The organism is Clostridium hydrogenum (genome assembly GCF_021432385.1).
Lineage (GTDB): Bacteria > Bacillota > Clostridia > Clostridiales > Clostridiaceae > Clostridium_S > Clostridium_S hydrogenum.
In genome coordinates, this window is record NZ_JAEACT010000002.1 from 522,611 (window position 1) to 540,881 (window position 18,271).

13 protein-coding genes are annotated in these 18,271 nt (G+C 29.6%); 3 read left to right on the plus strand and 10 right to left on the minus strand.

Annotated features, from left to right (window positions below):
• Position 1 precedes the first annotated feature (1 nt).
• The 5 genes from CUEA01_RS02445 to CUEA01_RS02465 all read right to left on the minus strand — a co-directional run bounded on the left by CUEA01_RS02445 (position 2) and on the right by CUEA01_RS02465 (position 8,388).
• Positions 2-2,596, minus strand: a complete 2,595-nt coding sequence (locus tag CUEA01_RS02445) for a LuxR C-terminal-related transcriptional regulator (RefSeq protein WP_234117542.1) — start codon at positions 2,594-2,596, stop codon at positions 2-4.
• A gap of 33 nt (positions 2,597-2,629) precedes the next feature.
• Entirely contained in the window at positions 2,630-5,215 is a 2,586-nt protein-coding gene (locus CUEA01_RS02450) for a LuxR C-terminal-related transcriptional regulator (protein ID WP_234117543.1), read from the minus strand.
• A gap of 420 nt (positions 5,216-5,635) precedes the next feature.
• On the minus strand, positions 5,636-6,625 hold the full coding sequence (locus tag CUEA01_RS02455) for an ABC transporter permease (RefSeq protein ID WP_234117544.1): 990 nt from the start codon (positions 6,623-6,625) through the stop codon (positions 5,636-5,638).
• Positions 6,625-7,365, minus strand: a complete 741-nt coding sequence (locus CUEA01_RS02460; RefSeq protein ID WP_234117545.1) for an ABC transporter permease — start codon at positions 7,363-7,365, stop codon at positions 6,625-6,627. The genes CUEA01_RS02455 and CUEA01_RS02460 overlap by 1 nt, the downstream gene beginning before the upstream one ends.
• 84 nt (positions 7,366-7,449) lie before the next feature.
• On the minus strand, positions 7,450-8,388 hold the full coding sequence (locus tag CUEA01_RS02465) for an ABC transporter ATP-binding protein (protein ID WP_234117546.1): 939 nt from the start codon (positions 8,386-8,388) through the stop codon (positions 7,450-7,452).
• Positions 8,389-8,992: 604 nt separating this feature from the next.
• Between CUEA01_RS02465 and CUEA01_RS02470 the strand changes: the two genes are divergently transcribed.
• Complete coding sequence (locus tag CUEA01_RS02470) at positions 8,993-10,123, plus strand: right-handed parallel beta-helix repeat-containing protein (RefSeq protein ID WP_234117547.1); 1,131 nt, start codon at positions 8,993-8,995, stop codon at positions 10,121-10,123.
• A 223-nt stretch (positions 10,124-10,346) separates the two neighbouring features.
• A complete protein-coding gene (locus tag CUEA01_RS02475; RefSeq protein WP_234117548.1) occupies positions 10,347-12,464 on the plus strand; it encodes an SPFH domain-containing protein in 2,118 nt (705 codons plus the stop codon).
• A 63-nt stretch (positions 12,465-12,527) separates the two neighbouring features.
• On the opposite strand, the gene CUEA01_RS02480 is transcribed toward CUEA01_RS02475, so the two are convergent.
• Both CUEA01_RS02480 and CUEA01_RS02485 read right to left on the minus strand, forming a co-directional pair.
• Positions 12,528-12,968: a hypothetical protein gene (locus tag CUEA01_RS02480; protein ID WP_234117549.1), complete on the minus strand. Its 441-nt coding sequence runs from the start codon at positions 12,966-12,968 to the stop codon at positions 12,528-12,530.
• Positions 12,934-13,332 carry a sigma-70 family RNA polymerase sigma factor gene (locus CUEA01_RS02485; RefSeq protein ID WP_234117550.1) on the minus strand — a complete coding sequence of 133 codons (399 nt, stop codon included), beginning with the start codon at positions 13,330-13,332 and terminating at the stop codon, positions 12,934-12,936. Before CUEA01_RS02485 ends, CUEA01_RS02480 begins: the two co-directional genes overlap by 35 nt.
• A gap of 416 nt (positions 13,333-13,748) precedes the next feature.
• Between CUEA01_RS02485 and CUEA01_RS02490 the strand changes: the two genes are divergently transcribed.
• Positions 13,749-14,507 (plus strand): carbohydrate-binding protein, encoded by a 759-nt coding sequence (locus CUEA01_RS02490; RefSeq protein ID WP_234117551.1) that lies wholly within the window; start codon positions 13,749-13,751, stop codon positions 14,505-14,507.
• Positions 14,508-14,606: 99 nt separating this feature from the next.
• Here the strand turns inward: CUEA01_RS02490 and CUEA01_RS02495 are convergent, their stop codons facing one another.
• The 3 genes from CUEA01_RS02495 to CUEA01_RS02505 are packed head-to-tail and all read right to left on the minus strand — an operon-like array spanning position 14,607 to position 18,263.
• Positions 14,607-15,011: an acetyl-CoA carboxylase biotin carboxyl carrier protein gene (locus tag CUEA01_RS02495; protein WP_234117552.1), complete on the minus strand. Its 405-nt coding sequence runs from the start codon at positions 15,009-15,011 to the stop codon at positions 14,607-14,609.
• 53 nt (positions 15,012-15,064) lie between these two features.
• Positions 15,065-15,736, minus strand: a complete 672-nt coding sequence (locus tag CUEA01_RS02500; RefSeq protein WP_234117553.1) for an ABC transporter ATP-binding protein — start codon at positions 15,734-15,736, stop codon at positions 15,065-15,067.
• 10 nt (positions 15,737-15,746) lie between these two features.
• The gene (locus tag CUEA01_RS02505) at positions 15,747-18,263 is read right to left on the minus strand and encodes an ABC transporter permease (RefSeq protein WP_234117554.1); all 2,517 of its coding nucleotides are present in this window, start codon (positions 18,261-18,263) and stop codon (positions 15,747-15,749) included.
• Positions 18,264-18,271: the final 8 nt, after the last annotated feature.

Here is an 18,271-nt window from a genome sequence, read left to right on the forward strand (position 1 = left end):
TTTATGTTATTAATCCTACCTTCTTAGCCTTTTCTACCGCTTGCACTCTATTTGAAACTTCAAGCTTAGAATAAATATTTATCATATGAGTTTTTACCGTAGCCAAAGATATGTGCAGGATTCCTGCGATTTCCTTATTTGAGTGTCCTGCGCAAAGAACCTTTAGTACTTCCTTTTCTCTCTCACTTAAGAGGTCATTTTTCTGGGTTTTATTTGGCTCTTCTATATCAATTATCCTTTGAATAAATTCTTTTTCATTATTATTCAATTCTATTTCATTATCATTTTTAAGCTTTTTAATAAGCTGAAGCAGCCATTTACCTTCAATTATATAAACTCTTAAATATCTATTTTGTATGCTATAATGAATAGCTTCTCTAAGCAAATTATATATTTCTCTTTTTTTTGTGTTAAAATCTTTTTCAAGTATTAAAATCTTTATTACTATTCCTTCAATTAGAAAGCTTCCCATTGAATATTTTCTACAACCTTCCAAAACTTCATTAATACCCTTTAAAGCTTCTTCCTTTTGTGAAAGCAAATATAAAACTCTGCAATAAACTATTTTATCTTCAATAGTTACATACATTTCTTTATTGTTTCTATATTTCTCAATTAATTCTTTATATTCAATAAGCTCTGATTCTTCATATGCTTTAAGTGGCAGTGTAAATTTTAATTTTGCAGAAAAAAAGCGGCAAGGAAGGTAGGTTTTTGATGCACTATATTCCCCTATGAGTTTATCTGCTATTTCAATTCCCTTCTTAATCTCGCCCTTAACAAAGCAAAACTCCATATTGTGATAAACTATGGTATTTTTTATAATGGGCGCGTGCATTTCTAAATCTCCAGATACTATACTAAGGCTTTTTTCAGCTTTATCAATTTCATACCTTTTTATGTATATACCTGCAACCCCTAAATCATATACAAATTTAAAGTAGCTTAAAAAACTGTTTTTATCAACAATGTTTTTAATCTCTCTATAAGTTTCAATCACTTTAGAAAATTCGCCCATCTCTTCAAACTTTGAAGCCATCTGAAATTTTGCAAAAATACTAAGAGAAACCATATTATACTTTTTAGCAATTCTATCAGTTTCTAAAATATAGTACATAGCCTTATCATATTCATCGTATTTATAAAGAAACATCCAAATGTTAGAATAGATTATTGCCCTAGTAATCTCACTGAGCTTAACTTTTTCAATAAGCTTTAAATCTTCATCTGTAATAGTTGTATGGTAATTATATATATACAATTTAAATATATTTGCAATGGCTTTTAGTTCTGTTTTATCACTGTTATTTATCTTTTCCACTATTTGCTTGCACGCACCTACATCCATATTCGATAAATGATAAAAAATTCTTTGAACCATGAGCTCACTACTATCCATAAGTTTTTCTAAGGGTATTTCTTTAATATATGGCAATAACTTCATGTTGGTTATATTTTCTTCTATATCCTTAATCGCCTTATCGTAAGCTTTTATTTCTAACAAGTGCTTTATGCCTTCGTTAAGATCGTCATTTTCCTTTAAATAATTATATGCCCTTAAGTGAAGTTCTTTCTTTTCACTTTCCTCTAGCTTTTCAAAATTGATATTCAAAAACTCCTTAAAAAGATGATGATATCTAAATACATTTTCTCTCTCATTAAGCGTTATTATAAATAAGTTTTTATCTACTAAGCAATTTATTATATCTCTAGAATTGTCCATTTTAAGTATATAATTGCAAAACTCTGCATCAAACCAATTTAAAATTGAAGTTCTTATAATAAAATTTCTTTCTTCTTCACTAAGTCCTTTAAGTATTTCCTCTGTTAAATATTCAATAACATATTTATTAATGACATCTATTTTTTCAATATCCTTTTTATTTTTAAATGCCAAAGCTGTAAGTTGTATTCCGCCTATCCAGCCTTCTGAGATGCTAAAAACCTTACTCACAAACTCTTCTGATAAATCAAACTTTAACGTATTTTTTATAAAGTTTAAACATTCCTCCTTTGAAAATTTAAGTTGACTTTCATCAAACTCCAAAATTTCATCCCTTACCCTAAGCTCCCCAAGATAAATAGGGAACTCCTCTCTGGTAAGGAACACATAATGCATATTTGTGGGAGAATATTTTATAAGATATTCTACTGTAGCATTTAATGCCTTTTCTTTAATGTAGTGATAATCATCAAACACCACTATAATATCTTCCTCTGTTGAAATTTTATTTACTATATAGGCTGCAATATTTAACACATCATCTTTATTTACCATACCATTCAAAAAATCAATAAGCTTTTCACCATGTTCTGGAATATAATCTTTAATAGCTTCAATAAAGTAATACCAAAAAGAATATATATTATTATTACTCTCATCCAAGTTTACCCACTGAATATTTTTAGGTTTCTTATCTTCTATAAAAGAAGAGAGCAGTGTAGACTTACCGCTTCCTGCTGCTCCCTTTATTATTGTTACTTTGTATTCAAATATATTACTTAGTTCACTTATTAGCCTTTCTCTTTTAATGCAATTTTTTCTCGGTATTGGCGCTATAAGCTTTGTTCTTATCAAATTAAATTCATTTTTCATTTAATCATCCTTTTTAAAACATATTAAACCCACTTATTCAATTAAATTAAATTGTTTTGCTTTATCAACGGCCTGCACTCTGTTTGAAACTTGAAGCTTGCCATAAATGTTTATAATATGAGTCTTTACAGTAGCTAAAGATATATTAAGAATTTCTCCTATTTCCTTATTTGAATGACCTTCACAAAGAACCTTTAAGACCTCTTTTTCTCGCTCGCTCAAAAGCTCATCCTTTTTAGTTTTATCTGGCTCTTCTATATAAAATATCTTTTGAATAACTTCTTTTTCTTTATCATTTAATTTTATATCTTTATCATTTTTAAGCTTTTTAATAAGCTCAAGCAATGGCTTGCCCTCAATTATATATACTCTTAAATATCCATTTTTTATGCTATAATGAAGTGCTTCTCTAAGCAGATTATATATTTCCCTTTTTCTAAGCTCAAAATTCTCTTTAATAAGCATTATTTTCACTACAAGTCCATCTACAAGATTAGTTTTTATAGAATATTTTCTCGAATATTCCAAAACTTCATCTATGACTTTTAGCGCCTCCTGTTTATTTGAAAGTAAATATAACACTCTTGAATAAACTATTCTATCCTCTGGCCTTATATATTTCCCATCGTTTTTCTCTCTTTCAAACATATCTTTAAATTGCTGCAAATCTTCTTTTTTATAAAGCTTCATTGGAAGCATATATCGAAGCTTAGCAGTAAAAATTTGAAGAGGTATAAAAGAATCTATATATACTTTTGCAAGTCCATCTGCAATTTCTTTGCCATCTTCGATTTCATTCTTTATAAATTTAATCTCCATTTCATTATAAAGAATACCAAGCTTTGTAATAGAATACTTCATGCCTATTACTTTTTTAGATATATTTAAACACTCTTCAGCTTTAGCTATATCATATCTTTTCATATATATACCTGCAACCCCAAGATAGTATAAACTTTTATATGCTCCCTTAAAGCCACTTTTTTCAGCCAACACTTTTATCTCATTATATTCTGTGAGAACTTTATCATATTCACCCATATCCTCAAGTATACTTGCTATTTGACATTTTGCAAAAACGCTTAAAAAAAACATATTATATTTTTCAGCTATTTTATTAGCTTCTACTGCATATTTCATTACCTTTTCATACTCATTTTTACTCAAAAATATAGGTTGAATATTAAGATATATAACAGCCTTTGTAATTTGACTTACTTTAAGTTCTTCTATCAATTTTAAATCTTCTTCTTTTATTTCACTGCAATAATTGTAAACATACATTTTTGATATATTGGCAAGAGACTTAGCCTCCCTTGAACCATGTTTTTCAATATAATTTATTATGTCCTTACACTCATCTACCTGCATATTCGAAAAATCATAAAAAATTCGCTGTATAATAAGTTCATTACTGGCTATTAAATTTTTAAGCGGTATTCTTTTTATATATATCCATGATTTTGGATCTGAAATATTTTCTTCTATAAGCGGTATAGCTTTTTCATAAGCTTTTATTACAAGAAGATGCCTTATGCTTTCACTTACATCCCCGTTTTCCTTTAAAAAATTACACGCTCTTAAATGAAGCACCTTTTTTTCTTCCTCATCTAGCTTATCAAAACTCATATTTAAAAACTCACTAAAAAGATGATGATACCTAAATACAGTTTCTTCCTCATTAAGAGTTATTATAAACAAGTTTTTGTCTACAAGAGAATTTATTATATTTGCCGAATCTTCTATTTCCAAAACATAATCTGTTAAGTCAGCATTGAAATATTTAAGTATAGAAGTTTTTATAAGGAACTCTCTTTCCCGCAGCTTCAATCCATTTAATATTTCCTCTGTCAAATATTCAATAACATACTTGTTTAAAACATTAATGCTTTCAATATGCCCCTTATTTTTTAATGCTAGAGCTGTAAATTGAAGTCCACCTATCCAACCTTCAGAAACAATAAAAATCTTATTCATGGCTTCTTCCGATATATTAAATTTTAGCGTATTGTGCATAAAATCTAAGCATTCTGCCTTTGAAAACTTAAGTTCATTTTCATCAATTTCTAAAAGTTCATCCCTAACTCTAAATTCACCTAAATAAATTTGGAATTCCTCTCGCGTTAAAAATACATAGTGAACATTTTTAGATGAATATTTTATAAGATACTCTACTGCTAAATTCAAGTTCTTTTCCTTAATGTAATGATAATCATCAAACACTATTAAAATATCTTCTTCCACACACATTTTGTTTATTATATAAGATATTATTTCTAGTATTTCCTCATTTTTTGTCATTCCATTTAAATTGTTAATAAGTTTTTCGCTTTCCCCAAATAAATATTCTTGAACTGCTTCTATAAAATAGTACCAAAACGAATACATTTCATTATTATCCTGATCTAAATTTATCCATTTTACATGTTTAAACTTTTTATCCTTTATAAAAGAAGAGAGCAGTGTAGACTTGCCGCTTCCTGCTGCTCCCTTTATTATTGTTACTTTATATTCAAATATATTATTCAGTTCACTTATGAGCCTTTCCCTTTTAATACAATTTCTTCTCGGCATTGGCGCTATAAGCTTTGTTCTTATAAAATTAAATTCATTTTGCATTTAATCACCTTATATACTTTATGTGGATATAATACTCGAAAACTTCAAATTGAAAATACAAAGTTTATCCTCCTAAATTACAATTTGAAAAGCAAAGTACAAAGTACAAAGTACAGAGTACAAAGAAGGATGATTTACCTTTCGTTTTACTCAGGCAAATCTTAAACTTAAATGGTATCAGCTTCGCTGAGTACCATGTATGGCGCGATTGCGCAGCAATAAAAAAATAAGTTTTCAGATTTTTTCGTAGTGCTAACGGAGAAAAATCGTCCTTCATTGTACTTTGTACTCTGTACTTTGTACTTTGGCTTCTCCTCGATAAATCGTAATTTAACAGGATGCATCTAGAATTTATAATTTTCATATTTAAACAAGTATATCCATATCTTTATTTTATAATACTAAGCTATAAGATGACAATTAATATTTTCCAGTTTTTAAATTTCTTTTTGTAATAAAGGTTCCAAGAATAAATAACGCTAAACTCAAACCTAAAATATAAGTTAACTGCCCATAATAATTTGATAGTCCTTTTCCATCTTCAATTCCTTGTACTAAAGTTAAATATCCCTTAAAAGGAATTGCTGTAACTATGGTATCCAAAATCTTGTTGTCATCTGTAAAGGAATAGAAGCTTCCTGCCAAAATTGACGTTATCATAATTATTGCATTTGCAAGCATGGCAGCATTGTCTACATCATCCATAATCGACGTAATAAAAAGTGCAAAAGCTGTTCCCATAATCAAAAGCAAAGCTAAAACTCCAGCAAGTTGTAAATATGAAAATCCAATATCAATATTAAATATAACCTTGGCACCTATTACAGCTATATAAGTTGGTATAAATGCTACTAAGAAATCAAAAATGCCCTGTGAAATTAGATACTTACTCGAGCTTACTGGTGCTATTAGTATCCTCTTAAAAGTTCCAAAATCCCTGTCCTCCGGATAAAAAAGCATAAAATTAATTTGTAATATTAAAACTATCATTATCAAAAATCCAATTATACTAGTTCCAACGCCTCTTTTATTATACGAGTTTGAACCCACAGTAACTGAATTTGATTTTTTAAATAGACTTGCAATTTGGCTTTTTAATTTATCATCTTTAATAGTCGTTATTTTAAAATTTCCCATTCCTTTATCTTCAACTATAGCATCATACTTATTAAGCACAAGTTCAGACATCTTAGGCTTTTCCTTTACTACCTTGAGATTAACATATTTGTTACTTAGATTTAGCTTTTGATTATTTGAAACCACTGCTATATTTGCCTTTGTCTCCATTTTTGCATTAAAATACACTCCTCCAACTATCATAAGTGGAATAAATATAACAGCATTTATAATTATTATTTTCTTACCCAGCAATCTATACAAATTATTTTTTAATATATTAAATATATTCATTACACATACGCCTCCGGTTTAAAGGTTAATTTGCACAAAAACATTAGCATTACTGATCCAACTAATAATATTGCTACTACCGGTACAAACATAGAAAGATCCTTATCATAAATTATTTTTAAGGCACATTCGTTTATCCATTTTAAGGGAGATATACAAGATAACTTTTGTACTGCACTTCCAAGGCTATCCACATGAAAAAATACTCCTCCAAATATACCAAACAACATAATAAAAGGGGACATAACTTTATTTGTTGCTTCTTCACTTTTAAAAATGCAGCACATAAAAGCTCCAAATGAGCACATAAACAATATCAAGACTAATACCAATATTAATACATATATAAAATCTTCCCCGCCAAGCTTTATATTAAAAACCTTATCCTCTATTACCATTAAAATCGTATAGCATATTGCTGCAAAAGCAGAACAAGCAAATATTTTAGACAAAAATATATTTGAAGTTTTTGTTGGCGAATAAATAAGTCTAACATTTCCCGGCTTAATTCTCTTCTCCATAAAAGTATTTGATTCAGTAAGTGCTATATTTAAAACAAAGAAAAGTGTCATCGTCACTCCGTAATAATCATACGAAGTTACCTTTGTTCCATAACTCCCCTTTGTTATAAACCCCATTATAAGTATAAAAATCAACGGAAACACCGTATTACAAAGAAACAATGTTGGGTTCTTTACCGTATTCATAAAATCCATTTTACATATTTTAAACAAATTCAATTGTATTACCTCCATCTATAATTAAAGATTTTCCAGAATGAAATGAAGGAAAATCATCCTTCACTGTACTCTCTACTCTATTTTTTAGTCTCTCAAGCTTCTTCCTGTAAGATTTAAAAATACTCTTTCAAGCGAAGCTGAATTAGTTGTTATATTGTTTATTTTGCAGTGCTTATTCATCATAACCATAATTAGCTTATCTAAATTTTCTACTGTATTTAGGCATATTATTTCAACCTTGTTTTTCAATATATCTACTTTTTTAACGCCTTCAACCTCAAAGAAATCATCATCGCTTAATTTTTCTACATTATCAGCTTCTATGGTATATACTTTTTCGTCTTGAATATTTTCCTTTAGCTTTTCTTTTGTCCCTTCTGCAATAATAGTCCCATGGTCCATTATTATTATTCTATCTGATATTTCCTCTACTTCTTCCATGTAATGAGTTGTATATATTATTGTTGCGCCTCTTTTTTGAAGCTTCTTTATTGAATCTAAAATGTGATTTCTTGACTGAGGATCTATTCCAACAGTAGGCTCATCCATTATTATTAACTTTGGATTATGTGCTATAGCACAAGCTATATTAAGTCTCCTTTTCATACCGCCTGAAAATGTCTTTGCCTTATCAGCTTTTCTATCATATAAACCTACAAACTCAAGAGCTTCTTTTACCTTTTCATTTAAAATCTCACCTTTAAGTCCATACAAGCTTGCAAAGAACCTAACATTTTTTTCTGCTGTTATGTCCTCGTATATGGCTAAATCCTGAGGAACTATTCCTATATTCTTTTTAACTCTAAGTGAATTTTCTTTAACATTTTGTCCATCAAATTTAATTTCTCCACCATCGGCTTTTAAGGCTGTAGATAATATATTTATAGTTGTACTTTTCCCTGCACCGTTAGGTCCTAAAAAACCTAATATTTCTCCTTGTCTTACATTAAAACTTATTTCCTTTACTGCTTTTTTGTCCTTATATCCCTTTTCTAAATTTTTAACTTCTACTATATTTTCCAATTTCATTTCTCCCTTCAATGTTTCCTTGATGTAAAGATAAACCATTGTGAAACTTAAAATTTATTTGTACAAAAATGCCGTCTTCTGGGCATTATTGTGCACATGAATTTTAATAGCTGAACTAGTGTATCTATATATTAACAAAAATAACAAAAAAACAAATCAACCGAAAGATTGATTCTAAGGGTTGATTTTTAGGCAACAAAAAAAGTACATAATATAAAACTGGACATTATTTTATTATATTATAAATCGAAATAGTAATTACTCTATAAAACTATTATTTTACTTTATGACATGTTGTATGTTTTATTTGCAATTACTTTAAAACATATACAATCGCAATATATTCAACATCACAATTATACATTTTTCTACTATTTTAAAGTTCAAATAATAAAAATAAAAAAATATATTTACATTTTTCGCATATTAAGTTATAATCAAGACATAACAATTGTTATTAATTTCAAACTTTTTGTTGGCGTTAACAAATTCCCCCTGTATTAATGAACCAGTTGAAACATCAAATTTATAAGTATATATTTGGTACTTCTAATTTTGAAGTTTCAAGTGGTTTATATTTAAAAGGAGTTGATTGTTAATGAAAAAATTATTATGTTTTGTTACCTCTGTTGCCGTTTCTCTTTCTTTATCTTCAGTGTCGCAATTAAAAGCAAATACAATTCATAACGCCACTGCAATATCCGTGGCAAGCACAGGTTCTGGGAACGATTCAGCTGTTATACAAGCTGCTGTAAATAAAGCCATGCCAGGCGACACAATAGTGCTTACTAGTCCATCCTATAAATTAAAATCACCAATTGTATTAAGCAAAAGTGGAACTTCGTCAAATCTTATAACAATAAAATCCTCCACTACACAAAAGGTAACACTTGATTTTTCCAGTGAACCCGATGGGGATAGTGATTACGGAATCAATATCAAAGGCTCTTATTGGGAACTAGATTATTTAAATGTATACAGTGCTGGCGACAACGGAATAATAATGAAAGGTGCTGCAGCTGGCAATAATGTAATTAATCACTGCGACACAGACAATAATGATGATGCAGGATTACAAATTACAGGCGGTGCTCACGACAATTTAGTTGAGTATTGCAATTCATATAATAATTACGATGTAGCTACAAAAGGTTCAAATGCAGATGGTTTTGCATGTAAACTTGGAGCTGGAGCCGGAAATGAATTCTTAAACTGTGACTCTTACGGCAATGCAGACGATGGATGGGATTTACTAGGTACTGATGAAACCGTTAAAATAATCGGATGCACAGCTACTAAAAATGGCTTTTATCATGGTGATCCTCAAAGTTCTCTAAACAACTCAGGCATGAATGGCGATGGTATTAAGCTTGGTGGAAATCAAAAACCTCCAAAGGGGACGCACAGATCTTTAGGCTCACATATAGTAACTGGCTGCAAATCATATGACAATAAAGCAGCAGGTTTCTCTCAAAATAACAGTGCTGGAGCTTTAAAACTTACAGATTGTGATGCTGACAGAAATGGTGCTGATAATCAACTTAACGCTAATCAAAAAACCACTAAAGGTAATTTTAACTTCCCTTATAACCCTAATAACGGAAATGTATTTACCTTTACAGATTGTACAACAACAGGAAAGTATATAATATATGGTGGTGCCAAAGTTATAGGTGGCAATATAAGCGCAAATGCTCCTAACACTCCACTTCCAGGTATTAATGATTAATACCTAAAGTTAGCCTTGTTATTTTCTTTAAAATGCCCAACAAAGTTCCTAGATAATTAAAGCTAAGTGAAGAGAACAATAGTTTCTCTCCACTTTTTTCGTTTACCTAGTAAAAAAGATTACATTTTATGTTAAAATCGTTCTTTTTCTCAAATTGACTTCCAATGCAAATGTGGTATTATATAACTCATATCAGAAATATTTATGAAGGTGAGGGTTCTTTATGAATCAAAGTTACATCTACTTAATCATCGCTGTTATAGCAATTATAGCAGTATTATTTCTAGTACTAAAATTTATAGGAATAGTCGTAATAAAAAGCAGTGAAGTTGGAATCGTAGAAAAATGGTGGTCACCAAAAGGATCACTAAACAAACAAATTATAGCTTTAAATGGGGAAGCTGGTTTCGAGCCAGATGTACTAAGAGCTGGTATTCACTTAAAAACTCCTCTTATGTACAAAATTCATCGTGCTCCACTTATAACTATTCCTCAAGGTAAAATAGGCTACGTTTTTGCAAAAGATGGAAAAGCTCTTGATGTTTCTCAAACTCTTGGTCGTGTAATACCTGAAGCAGATAACTTCCAGGACGTTAAAGGATTTTTGAAAAGTGAAGGTCAAAAAGGGCCTCAAAGAGCAATACTAAGAGAAGGTACCTATGCCTTTAACCTTGCACAATTCATAATCATAACTGAAAATGGCGTTTATTCTCTAACTACCACTAAAGAGGAAAATCAACAAGTTCAGAACATGGCAGATAAGATAAGAAGACTCGATGGTTTTAATCCAGTTATAATTAATGGTAAAGATGACAGCATAGGTATAGTTACTGTAAATGATGGTCCTGCTCTTCCAAATGAAGTTTTAATAGCACCAATTATAGGTGACAAGGCTGGACTTGAAAATTACCACAACAACTTCCAAGATCCTGAGAAGTTCCTTAAAGCTGGCGGTTTTAAAGGAAGACAGATGCAGATTTTAGCAGATGGAACTTACTTCATAAATAGATTATTTGCAACTGTTGAATATTTACCTAAAACCATAATAAACATTGGTGAAGTTGGTGTTGTTGTATCTTATTATGGAGACAAGGGTAAGGATGTTACTGGTGACACTTATAAACACGGCGAATTAGTTTCTGAGGGTTCTAAAGGTATATGGGAGGCTGCTTTAGCTCCTGGCAAATATGGATTTAATATTTATGCTGGGAAAGTAGTTAAAGTTCCAACAACAAATGTAATTTTAAAATGGATTAGTGGACAAAGCGGAAATCATAGACTTGATGAAAACTTAAAAGAAATAAGTCTTATTACGAAGGATGCTTTTGAGCCAAGTCTTCCTTTAACTGTAGTAATGCATATAGATTATAAAAAAGCTTCTAGAGTAATACAAAGATTTGGTGATGTAAAGCTCCTTATAGAACAGTCACTGGATCCTATGATAGCTGGATACTTCAAAAATGTCGGACAAACAATGACTTTAGTAGAATTGATACAAAATAGAAATGAAATCCAAAATAGGGCTTCCGCTGAAATGAAAGAGAAGTTTGAGAAATACGACTTAGAATTAGAAGAAGTCTTAATTGGTACTCCTATTGCCTCTAAAAATGACAATAGAATTGATACAATACTTGCACAGCTTAGAGACAGACAACTTGCAATGGAGCAAATAGCAACTTTTGATGCCGAACAAAAAGCTGCTGAAAAAGAAATAGAATTAAACAAAGCAAAAGCTGCTTCATCAAAACAAGCTGATTTAACTGCTTCTGCTGTAGAAATTCAAATTAAGGAAAATGAAGGTAAAGCTCAGCTTCTTGTTGCTAAACAAATTGCAGAAAAAACAAAAACTGAAGCTGAAGCTAATTTGTACAAACAGCAGAAGGATGCCGAAGCCAAGGCATATACAACAAAACAAGATGCCGAAGCAAAAGCTTATGCTATTGAAAAAGAAGCTACCGCAAACTCTAAGCAAATTAGTCTTCTTGGTTCTGCCGAAGCTTCAAAGATAAAATCTATTGGTGAAGCCGAAGCTGACAAGGAAGCTAAAATCGGTATTTCCAAGGCAATAGCTGCTAGAGAACAAGTTAATGCTTATGGTGGTCCTCAATATCAAGTAATTCAAGATGTAATGACTAAACTTGCAGAAGCATTAAAAGAATCAAAAATTGATATCGTTCCTAGAACTTACATTGGTGGCAACAGCGATGGCAAAACTCCAAATGCTTTAGAAGGTATCCTTAATTTACTTCTCGCAGACATGGGTAATGGAACAAGCACAGAAAGAGAACTTTCTCCTGAAGTTGAAAAAATAAAAAGTAAAATTATAGAATCACTAAAATAATATAAATTAGTGTGCTGTTGCACTAAAAAATATTTAATAGAAATTTAAAATTATTGCGAACCTTTATTCAGAGTACTCTGAATAAAGGTTTGCAACAATTTCATTATTCTTAATCACCGTTCTTTGTTTAGGTAATGTTATTTTATATTCATTATTTCCCAAAACATGTAGTACCACAAAATCATACGCAGTATTGCTGTCTTTATTCATACTTGTATCGTAAATTCGTATTCCGCCACCAACTGCAAAGGTATATGTAGGGAATCCTTTTGCATTAAATAAAATTTCAATTTCATCATTCTTTTCACTTACCGAATTAATAGTAATTTTTTTATTATCACCTACTGAGACATCAATCGGCAACTTGGAGTTTAATGGTAAATACTTTGGGTTTTTTACCTTAAAATCATTAGAAAAAACACTATCACCTTTTGGTTTAAGTATCATAATCCTAGAAAGCTTGCTACCTTCAATTTGCTTGTAAAATAAGTATTCTAAGTTCATAATCAATTTTATCTACCGTGCTTCTTATGTCTATTTTTCTAAAACCATTTTCTTCAAATGTACCTTCAACGTAATTTTCATAAGAAACAATTTTTCTTTTCTTATTAATAATTGCATTACAACTATTGATAAGAATTTTTATAAGCCATGTTTTAAAATACTCAGGCTTTTTCAACTTTCTTATACCTTCAAAAGCTTTAAGTATAGAATCTTGTATAGCATCTAAAGCATCGTCATCATTTTTAAGCATTGCAATAGCTATTCTATATAAATCTTTTTCGTAAAGTTTTATAATTTGCGTAAATGCTTCTTTATTTCCTTTCCTAGCCACTTCTACTAACCTTATCGAGTCCAAATTTCCCATATTATCCTCCAAAGCTAAAATATGATTACATTTTATATTCACATATTAGATAAGTTAAAACTACTTTTGGTTCTAACAAATTTTTCAATAGTAGTATGTTTTTTATCAATTTCTCTTTATATAAATCTACATAAAAATATTACATTTTATACAAATACTATTTAAAATTGTTATGTGTTAGCTTAAAATAATAAAATTATAAACTTTATTGTCAATATGCATTTGTAAATTTTCACTATTACATTGTATTATTTACCAAATATATAATTGTATGTAATTATATATTGTTTTATAGCATTCATTAGGTGTATACTTTTACATTTGATATGTAATCTAATTACAGAAATTGAAAAGAAAGTTTCGCAATGCTATAACTTTACTCGTGATCACAAATATATATCACAGGAGGCAATAATATGAAATTAAGTAAATTTTTAAAGAAAGTTCTTGTTACTTCAGCATTTGTTGCTGCTTTTTCTATCTTTGGTATTGCTGGTTTACCAAATCAAGCAAAAGCCGATACCCTTCCTGCTCAATTATATTATTCTCAACGTGTCCTAGATTCTAGAGGTGGGACAAGCCATCTTGAAGGATATATTGCTATACAAAACTTAGCATTTGAAAAGAATGTAACTGTTCATTATACTTATGATGGCGGTAAAACATGGTATGATGCCCCTGCAAGTTACTTAAAAACAGATTCAAATGACAATAGTGAGGTATGGAAATTCCAAACAATGTCAGTATATTACTTACAACCCATAACATATTGCATAAAATATGAAGTTAACGGACAAACTTACTGGGATAATAATAATGGTAAAAATTACACAGATGGTGCTTTTGGCAAATCATACGTGTACGCACACTCTATCTTTACTCAAACATTTAATGGAAACAACTATATTTCTTTTTATACAGCTACAAGAAATATCGCTGGTTCAAACTCTAGAGTAGTTAAAGTACGTTATACTGAAGATAATTGGAACACATACAAAGATGTAGATACAGCTTATCAAGTAGGTTCAATTAGTACTGCTGATACTACTGAATGGGCTACAAATGTTACAGTATCAAGTTCTTCAAAGCAGGTTAAATTTGCTGTACTTTATGAAGTAGATGGAGTAGACTATTGGGACAATAACTTCGGAGCCAACTATACCGCAAACTTTTAAATTATAAATTATAAAGAGTTACCATGATAAAACTAAAGTTATACATGTTACAAAATAATAGTCATAAAACTCATTATTTAAAACATGTATAACTTAAATTTAAGATTGGTAACTTTCAATTTTAAATATAACTTGACCATATTGGACCATATCTTTATCTTTAACTAATATTTCTAATATAGTTCCATTAACTGGAGAAAGTATTTCAATAGTAACCTTTAAAAAATTAATTGTGCATAGTAATTGCTTTATCTTAACCCTTTCACCACGTTTTACATATAAATTGTTAATTTCATGATTAAAAATATTTACTATGCCAACATATTGCGACTTAACTTCTATAATCTCACTTCTATTGTGAGTAGTGCAACAGATTTCATTTCTAGCGGTATTGAAAACTTCTTGTGTCGCCTTTATATATAAATTATTTGTTTTTATTTCAACATATGTCATATTGGAATTTATTATTTGTTGAATTAGGTTAACAAGTTGAGATTCCTCCATATTCTTCACCTAGCTTACGAGTTTTTATAAGTACCTCAAATTTAATAGCTTATTTACTTACTACTGCATATCCTACCATCTTTTATTTTAATAACATCATCACATATTGAAGTAGATTCTAAGTTATGTGTAACCATTAATATAGTGGTCTTAAAATCATCACAAAGTTTTCTTAATAATTTTAAAATCATATCAGCATTTTGGGAATCTAAATTACCCGTTGGTTCATCGGCAAAAACAATCTTAGGGTTATTAACTAATGACCTTGCTATTGACACACGCTGTTGTTCTCCTCCTGATAAATATCCTGCTTTTTTATTTCTCTTATCATACAATCCTACATCTTTCATTAATTTATCAATAATATCTTTCTTTTTACCAAGTTCCCTATTCGCTATTATTATTGGTAATCTAATATTCTCTTCAATAGTCATCGTAGGTATAATATTATAAGATTGAAATACAAAACCTATATTATTACATCTAAACTCTGACATTTTACTATCATTTAATTTCATTATATCAGTATTATCGATATATACTTCTCCTTTATCAGCAGTTAATAGCCCACTCAATGTATACAAAAGAGTACTTTTACCAGATCCCGAATTTCCTGTTATTGCAACAAATTTGCCATTTTCAACATTAAGTGATATATCCTGTAATACTGGTACATTTGTATTATTATTATCGTACGACTTACAAACATTTACTGCTCTAATCATTTACAATCCCCTATTCATCCTTTATATTTTTAACAACATCGCATTTAACTGATTTTCTAACGGAAAAAAACATGAACGTCAGTGATACACTAAGAACTAATATACCAATTATACAAGACTGTACTACTGAAAAACTACTTGGCACATTTACGCCACCTCCATTAGATGCTTTATTAAAAATCCCCACCAAATATTCAGTTGATATACTACTTCCACAAATGCCAACTACAATCACCACAAGAAATAATAACGCTATCTCTAAAAACGCTATTCTAGTAGTGCTAATCTTGCTTAGACCAATAGACATTAGTAACGCTAATTGCTTTTTATTTTCACTTATTGTCATTACACATGTATTTACCAATAATGTCATTAAAGCAAGTTCTATGGTAAAGAAAAGAACTTCAATTGGTAGCATTCCTTCCATCACATTTTCCTGCCACATATATTTCATACCATTACGGTCATTATAATCTACTTCCTTGCTTTTTTGCTTTCTTTCTTCTTTAATCTCTTCTTTGCTTTTTTGTGTAGTATCACCAAACAACGCTTGATCAATTTTATCTTCTGTGTCAAATCCATTTTTCTCATTTATATATTTAATTGGTATTCTACATGTTTCAGGCTTAAATTGATCCTTATCGCCAAAAGAAAATACAACCCTTCCTGAATAATCCATAGTATTAATTATATCAGCAATCCTAACATTTTTCTTTTTTTCTCCTACAATTACTTCCAACTCAGAATTTATTTTCTTGTGTAAATTATCAGCTAATTCCTGTGAAATTACAACATCGTTATTGTTATCTTTAATATACTGTAATCCATTTTCAAATAAATTTTGATTATACATTTCCTTTATGACCGATTCACTAGTTACACAATAGTTAAATTGGTCTCCTAAATTACTTTTTGCTTGTCCTTCATATATGCTACCAATTGGTTCTATATTTCCAATCTTTTTAATGATCTTTTGCACTTTACTTTCTTCGGAATCTGTATATTTATAATTAATCTCAATATCATACCTTAATTGTTTATCAACTTGATCCCTTGCCCAATTGTGGTATGACTTAATTGTATTTGATAAGGAAAGCTGTATAAGAATTATTAATAAAAAAGAACATGCCAGCCCCTTGTTTTTACTAAAATTATTACTCATATTATGAGATACAAGAAGTGTAGTTCTATTTACCTTTAATTTCACTAATTTTCCGATGATCACTACTATATACGGAACCAAGCTAATAATTCCAACAATAAATAGTGCAAATAAAATTCCACATGATAACAATGTTAAGTTATTACTATTACAAACTAAATGGATAGTAATTGGGATAGCTATAGCTATGATACCCAGAGTAATTTTGATAGGATTATTTTTACTGCTATCTATTACTTCATCTTTAGCTTTAATAAGCTCATATGGGGTTTTCTTATTAAACCTTGTTGTTACAACTAAAACTGATACTATTGGCAGTACACCACCAACAACAATAGATATTAAAATGAATTCAAAACTCGGCACAAAACTCAAAATTGGTGTAGCTGTTAGAGTACAAACTCCACACCCTAATGCTATTCCTAAAGTAATTCCAAGAACTATACCAATACATGAATAAAACAAATTCTCAAGCACTATACAATATACCATCTCTCTATACTTAAGTCCTATAGTTCTTAAAACTGCCCAAAACTTAATACGTTCATTAATTATAACCGTATACGTATTTATAATTAAACTACACCCTAGAAATACAATAATAGCAACTAAAAAAAGTAAACTATTTTGTAAAAATCCCATATCTTTTTCAACTTTAACATACTTTTGATAATCGTCAAAAACCTTTACCTCATCTCCATAGCTATTATTTATCTTTTGTATTAACAATTTTGCATTGTTTGTATTGTGATTTAGATCTAGAAATATTCCACTTAAAGTATTACTACCATTTAAAATACCACTAGAAATAAATATTGTATCATTATCAGAGGTACTTGCATAATTTTCAGTTACTGCAGCAATCCTACATTCAGTTTTAATCCCATCAACCTCAACCTCTACATAATCATTTAATTTAGCCCCCAGTTTTTTCATTAACTGCTTATTAACCACAATATCATTAGGTAATTTACTTATACTTCCTTGTACTATATTCATTTTTTCCATGTAATTATAATCATTAAATTCTGTTTCATAAATATCTATACTTACTGGATTATCATTAAATGTTATATTACCTCCTTGTATAATATTAAAATTGACTTTCTTCTTTACATCACTATTGCTTATAATATTATCAATTTTTTTTCTATTAACCTCAGAATTAAATATCAGCCTTACATCTGAACTTCCACTTTTATTGACTTCTCTTATCTTCAGTCCGTTCATATTATTTGAGAACAATATTTCAGACATAATTATTATTGCCACTATTAGCATTACAGCAAAGGAAATAGGTATATTCCTCCTACGCTCTTTTGAATTGCTCACCCTATCTTTTATTAATATAATTTCTTTTTCCATATATTCTC

Excerpts from the sequence above, each read along its gene's own strand:
- CUEA01_RS02480 (WP_234117549.1), bottom strand. The coding sequence starts at position 12,968 with ATGAACTTAGAATACTTATTTTACAAGCAAATTGAAGGTAGCAAGCTT.
- CUEA01_RS02485 (WP_234117550.1), bottom strand. The coding sequence starts at position 13,332 with ATGGGAAATTTGGACTCGATAAGGTTAGTAGAAGTGGCTAGGAAAGGA.
- CUEA01_RS02475 (WP_234117548.1), top strand. The coding sequence starts at position 10,347 with ATGAATCAAAGTTACATCTACTTAATCATCGCTGTTATAGCAATTATA.
- CUEA01_RS02445 (WP_234117542.1), bottom strand. The coding sequence starts at position 2,596 with ATGAAAAATGAATTTAATTTGATAAGAACAAAGCTTATAGCGCCAATA.
- CUEA01_RS02470 (WP_234117547.1), top strand. The coding sequence starts at position 8,993 with ATGAAAAAATTATTATGTTTTGTTACCTCTGTTGCCGTTTCTCTTTCT.
- CUEA01_RS02500 (WP_234117553.1), bottom strand. The coding sequence starts at position 15,736 with ATGATTAGAGCAGTAAATGTTTGTAAGTCGTACGATAATAATAATACA.
- CUEA01_RS02455 (WP_234117544.1), bottom strand. The coding sequence starts at position 6,625 with ATGAATATATTTAATATATTAAAAAATAATTTGTATAGATTGCTGGGT.
- CUEA01_RS02505 (WP_234117554.1), bottom strand. The coding sequence starts at position 18,263 with ATGGAAAAAGAAATTATATTAATAAAAGATAGGGTGAGCAATTCAAAA.
- CUEA01_RS02490 (WP_234117551.1), top strand. The coding sequence starts at position 13,749 with ATGAAATTAAGTAAATTTTTAAAGAAAGTTCTTGTTACTTCAGCATTT.
- CUEA01_RS02495 (WP_234117552.1), bottom strand. The coding sequence starts at position 15,011 with ATGGAGGAATCTCAACTTGTTAACCTAATTCAACAAATAATAAATTCC.
- CUEA01_RS02450 (WP_234117543.1), bottom strand. The coding sequence starts at position 5,215 with ATGCAAAATGAATTTAATTTTATAAGAACAAAGCTTATAGCGCCAATG.